Raw genomic sequence first — 6,094 nt, forward strand, 5'->3', positions numbered from 1 at the left:
CACGCGGGTCGGCAGCTCGTCCTCGGTTTGCGGCAAGGCGCTGGCATTGCCAATCTTCAGGATCGAAAGACCGTGGGCCAGCTCCCACGGCACGGCCGGTTCGTCATCCGGCAGGTCGCCGTGATCGATGACGTGCCGGGCCTGATCGTGGCCACGCTGGAGCAGCTTGACGATGGCCTCGAACTCTTCGGGCTCCAGGTCGTTGACGAGTTTTTTCCAGGACATCTCCAGCCGCGTGACCAACCCGTGCAGGCGGACTTTGACCTTGTCGAACTCATGTTCCCAATGGTGCAGTAATGACATGTGAACGCTCCTTCGCAGTGCCCTGGGCTACAGGGTTTTCATGAATTCGATCAGGGCCCGTTTGTCGACATCCGACAACTGCGTGCCATACAGGTGGCCGCCGTTGTGGTTGCCTTCCAGGCGGGTGTCGTATTTGAAATCCGCCGACGCCTTCATCTGCGCGCCGCTGGTGATGAAGCCGACCTTCTCCTGGTCGTAGATATCGGAGCCGGTGTAGAACACTTGCGGCCGCAACTCGGGCGGTTGCAACAAGTCCCACAGGGTCGGCACCGAGCCGTTGTGCAGGTACGGCGCCCTTAGCCAGATGCCGTCGGTGGGGGTGTTGCTGTAGCTCTGGGTCTTGCGGTACGCGCCGAAGTCGAACGGCGGTTTCTTGAAGCCGTGGAACGCCGTCACCAGCCCGACGGTGAAGGAGTTCAGGCGATGGGGATCGGTGCCCAACTGGTCGATGTTGGTAGTGACCTGTCCTGTGTCGGCACGGCCGAAGTCGTGGCAAGCGGCACAGTTCTGCTCCCAGATCGGTTTGCCCTGGGCGACTTTCGCCTGGTCCAGGGCGAACGGCCACGCCGGCGCCTTGTGGCCCAGCAGCCAATTGGTCACCCGGTTGAAACTCGGCGGCAGCACCGATTGCGGTGTCGCGCCCACGGCCATGGCCGCCGCGTAGTTGCGTTCGTGAATCTTGTTGTTATTGCCGTCCCAATGCAGATACATCGACTCACGGGGTTTCTGGTTCCAGACCTGCGGCAAGTCCACGGTGCCGATGGTGGAGTCATCCGGGAAGCCGAACACCACCATTTTGGTCGGGTTGAAGGTATCGGTCCGCCCCGGACCTTGGGCCGGGCGCAGTTTCTGCCAGGCGTAGGCCTGCTTCTGCTTGAGTAGCGCGCTCTTGGCCATCGGGATGATCAGGTAACGGTTGTACAGTTTTTCGAAAAAACCGAGCTGGAACTTGCTGTTGATCGCCGCCATGACCGCATCTGGGGTGAATTTCGGGTCGCTGGCACAATCGTAGGCAAACCACTGGAAGGCCTGCAGTTGCAGGGTGTTGGCCGGCGCGCTGGCGACCGGAACCGCTATGTCACTGGCATTGGCCCGGTACGAGCCGGTGTGGCACAGCGCGCAGTTCGGCTCCACGGTGGGGTAGCCCAGTTGCCGCTTGGCCATGCCAATCGGCAGGTCGTTGCCGTTCTCATAGAGAAACCCGAACACCTCATAACCGCCGGGCTTGGGCAGTTTTTCCGGGCACATCTGCGGCAGCACGGCGAACAGGTAATAAGGGATCCGCGCTTCGATGCCCAGGCCGATGGCGGCGTATTTGTAGTGGTCCTCGTCGGAAGCGAAGTCTGGCTGGGGCACCTCTCGTATCATCTGGTACCAGGTCTGGTAGCCGATGAAACCCAGCAGCAATACCACCACCAGCGTGCCGACCTTGAAACCATGACTGTGCCAGCGCCGCGCCCAGCCGGCGCGCCACTCCCGCCAACCGGCGCAGAGCAAGGCCAGTGGACGATGGGCCACCGGGCTGCCCAGGTACAGCAGCACGCCCAGAATCAGGAACATGCTCAAGTCGCCCATCAACATCGGCACGAACAACTGACCCTGGTTGTTAGTGTTGATCAGGTAGATCCAGAACACCACCGCCACCAGCCGCGACAGCACGCACAACCACGAATGCACCACGAAACGCGGCGCGTTGAACCCCGAGGGCATGTAGAACAGGCTGATCCCCACCAGCAACATGCCGGTGTTTTCCAGCCAGGGATCGGACAGCACGGGCGGCAGGCCGAGCATGGACGTCAGCAACGCCGGCGCGAACAGCGCCGGAATCGCGAAGACCATGTTCATCACAATGCCCACCCAGATGATGCGTTGGAACCAACGGATGTAAGTGTTCATGGCATCCTTTTTCCTTATTCCTGACTCACGAGATGCAGCGTCCAGACGATCGCATCGCGAGCGGGCTCGCTCCCACATTGAACGGTGTGGGCCACCGAACCTGCGTACGGCACAAACCCCGTGTGGGAGCGAGCCTGCTCGCGATGCGGTCTAGAACTAGCCCAGCGCCGTCTTCTCCAGGTGTTCAAGGATGATCGGGTACACATCCACCACCGCGTCCTTGCCAAAAATGCAGTCGATGTGGCCGTAGCCCGGCACTTCGTGACGGCTGAACAGTTGCGGGCCGTGCATATCGCACAGTCGCTCGTAGGTCTTGAGGGTGCTTTGAGGGAGGTAGCACTGGTTCTCGGCGCCGCTGATGAAGCAGATCGGCAATTTCAACCGATCGAAATGCGGCATGTAGACGTCGTTGCCCTTGAAGTCCACCAGGTGCCCCTTGCGCACGATCAGCGCCAGGTGCTCGAAGGTCTGGATGTTCGACTCACCGAACAATTCATGCAGGTTGTCGTGCAGGGTTTCGTTGAGGGTGTCGTGGCGGTACAGCGACGCATACATGAACGTGATGCGGTGGCAGACCGGGTTGGTGCAATAGCCCTGGGCCTCGATCCGGGCATAACCGTTGAGGGCCTTGTCGTAGAGTTTGTTGAACCAGCTTTCCTTGGTGTCGGCGTAGGCCGTGAGGGACTTGATGCCGATGGCATCGAGCATCCCCGGCAAATGCAAACCGGCCTTCAGTCCGGTGGCGGTGGCGACCACCGTGTCGGCGGCGATCTGCGAGCAGACCACCGAGCGAACCCCTTGCAGCCCCGCCAGCATCGACATGAAGAACGTCGTCGCACCGTAGCAATGCACCACGCACTGCACGTCACGGGCCAGCGTGGCCTGCTGGATCTGCTTGATAGCAGCCTTGAAGTCGTGCTGGGCCACCTGGTCGCCGTTCCATTCATGCTTGCTGGCCGGCAGCAGGATGCTCACCCGCAAGTCCAGCAACCAAACGTCGTACTCGTGCTTGCACAGGTACTCCAGCAAGTTGGTCTGGATGGTGTCGGTGGAGAAAATATTCGACCCCACCCCCAGGCCATGCACCAGCATCACCGGGCCTTTGCTGCCCGCTTGATAGCGAGTCAGGCGTAGCTCGACGTTGTCCTCGGTCTGGAAGAAATGCACGGTCGGCGCCGGTGCGTCCAGCGGCCGCTTGCTGCGAGGCGGCGCGTCCGGATTGAAGTACACATCGCCAGCGAACACCCCGCCGTAGCTCTCCCACAAAATGCCGGCGAAGAACTTGCCGAAGCGGGCCAACGCTTCCACTCGCTCACGCTCGTTACGTGCGTTGAGCACTTTCATGGTGGTCATCTGCTTGGCGAAGTCGGCCGGCAGAATGTGCATCACCCCCGAGCCGATGACCTCGCCGCTCTTGTCCGGCCCGCGATACAGCGTGACATAGAGCGTGCTGGTGTCATGCCAGATGTTCAGTACCCCGTTGTCCTCGGGCACGGTCTTGAAGGCGCTGAAGTAATAATCGCTGCCATCCTCGGCGGTCAGTTTCATGTCGTAGTTCATGTGCCGCACATCCACCTGTTCCTGGTATTGCTCGAACAGGTTGAACACTCCGTTGCTGGCGACCAGCGGCTTGGGCGAAAGCATCGGCGCATCCAGCGTACCCACCAGGGTGGCGGCGTGTTCCGGTTCCTTGATCAGGCGATTGAGATCGGCGGCAGTGATGGTCAGGGTGAATTCGATGGGCGAGTTATCGGCTTTGCCGCGCTTGGCCGCGGCTTCGTAAAGCGAAAGATCAGTGCCCTGAGGCTGGGTGAAGGCTGTGGAAAAGTAGCCCTTCATGGTTTCAGTGAACTGCACGCCAAGGGTCGGCGCCGCCACCGGTTTGCGCGGGGCCGAAGGCAGGGTGTAGTCGATGATCCAGCCACGATCGGCCGCCAGCAGCCCCATGTTGCGCTCGCTCACCGCCGAGATGGTCAACAACGGGTTCACCGCCAGGGAAGTCGGGATCACCGCACCGTCCGTCACGTACAGACCGGGATAGACATCCGTCCCGCTGGCACCACTGAACACCTGGCCCTTGTGGTTGACCACCCCTTGCGTCGCGTCTTCCCCCATCACGCAGCCGCCCAAGGGATGGACCGAAACGATGCTGTGCTTGAGCAGCTTGGTCCAGATCGGATTTTCGACCCAGATCCCGCCCAACGCCTTGGTGCTCTGGTGCAAACGCTCATTGCCCAGGGTCACGTTTTCCTGCTCGCCGACGCCGGGCCAGTCGATGCGCAGCTGGTCCTTGTTGTCGAGCACCATGCGCCCCTTGCCGTTGTCGTGACTCATGATCAGGTAGGTCTGCATGTTATGCAGCGCGCCATAGTACGGGCCGCGCAGAAAGCTCTCGGCTTCCCGGGCCTTGTACTTGAGGCTGGCACCCAGGCCCGTGTCGGTGGGCACGCCGATCATCCCGGCGAACGCCGCCATGCTCGGCACCATGGGCCGACCGAGTGCGCCGGGGATCGAGCCTTCCTCGATGACCATGCGGCTGCGCCAGTCACCCTCGGTACGCATGTCGATGATCGAGGTGATGCACGGTCCCACCGGCTCCAGCTCCTTGGCCGAGTGGGCGCCGAAACCGATACCGTTGATGGTCTGGTCGCAGTTGTGGCCAAACCCGAGGATGTCGCCGTTGCCGCTCATGTTCTCGCCCAGTTGACTGGACATCGACAGGCCTTTGTCCCGGGAACGCAGCATGATCTCGGTAGAGCCCAGGGTGCCGGCGGACACCACCACGATGTCGGCGCGCACGAACAGGGTTGGCGCCGAGAACAGCTCACGGCCGCTGTCCAGGTACTGGAAATGCACGATCCAGCCGTCGCCGTCGCGCTCCAGGTGCCGCATCTGGGTAAGGGTTGGGCTTGAGCATTTCCCGAGCCCGCGCATAACCGTCCTTGAGCAGCGTGTCGCAATGGTCACGCACCGCCTGCGGCCAGCGCGAGTCCTCGAACACACCGGGCTCCGGCTCCAGCGAAACGTTGGCATTGATCAGCGAAGTGCCGCCCAGGCCGCAACCGACCACCACGTTCTGCTGGGCGTTGACGTGCAGGTCGAACAGTCCGGTGCGCGACCCGATGTGACCGTCCGGGTCATGCACCTGCAACTCTTCGGTGGCCGCAAGCATGGTGTTGGGGTATTCGCCGGGCTGGATCTCCCGGCCCCGCTCCAGCAGACAAACCTTGCGCCCAGCCCGGGACAGGCGTGACGCAGCAATGCCACCGCCGTAGCCGGAACCAATGACGATAACGTCGTAATGCTCCTTGATTTCGCTAATGGGGGTCGAGATCCGTGTCATGTTCAAGTCCTCTCAGGCAGATGGGGCAACTCTGCGGTTGCCTGCAAATCGACAGGCGCACGAACGCCTGGCCACTATCCCGTACGGGTTGGAGCGGCAGTCAACGGTGTTACAGGGGAAACTCAGGGCTCAACGAGGCGCTATAGACGCGCACGCTGATTGGTGGCACGACGACGTCTGCGTTTGGGTAACCGGGTGGGAGGGGTCGGAGTACAGGTCGCAGCCGAGATCGGGTACCAGCAGGGGGGCTTGCTATCCATCATGCGTTCTCCCTGAACCAGATGTGGATAAAGTGGCGGTGTCCTTGTGCCATGAGTGAAGACAGCTGCCAGGGCCACGTCAAGGTGGATCCTTAGAACTGTATGAAATTTGATCTATAGCGTCTGGGCCTATACCCGCCGTGGCCCCTACGCTTTCGCAAACAAGTTATCCACATGTCCACCCACAGCTAATGGGGACAAGTGCATCATTGCGACTGATTTTTTTAAGTAAAGCTAAAGAAAAACCGTGACTTATGAACAAAGAGCGTTTCCTTTCCATATAGGTCAAAAA

The 6,094-nt window shown here is 61.0% G+C and carries 1 protein-coding gene and 2 pseudogenes; all 3 read right to left on the bottom strand.

Translation table 11 applies throughout. From position 1 onward, the window contains the following. Positions 1–303 (bottom strand): annotated as a pseudogene (locus tag GSM73_RS27890) (metallophosphoesterase); the annotation flags it as partial. A 27-nt stretch (positions 304–330) separates the two neighbouring features. Further along, entirely contained in the window at positions 331–2,199 is a 1,869-nt protein-coding gene (locus tag GSM73_RS23330) for a hypothetical protein (protein ID WP_160893955.1), read from the bottom strand. A 156-nt stretch (positions 2,200–2,355) separates the two neighbouring features. After that, positions 2,356–5,542, bottom strand: a pseudogene (locus GSM73_RS23335) (GMC oxidoreductase). Positions 5,543–6,094: the final 552 nt, after the last annotated feature.

This window comes from Pseudomonas sp. PICF6 (assembly GCF_009831705.1).
Lineage (GTDB): Bacteria > Pseudomonadota > Gammaproteobacteria > Pseudomonadales > Pseudomonadaceae > Aquipseudomonas > Aquipseudomonas rhizophila.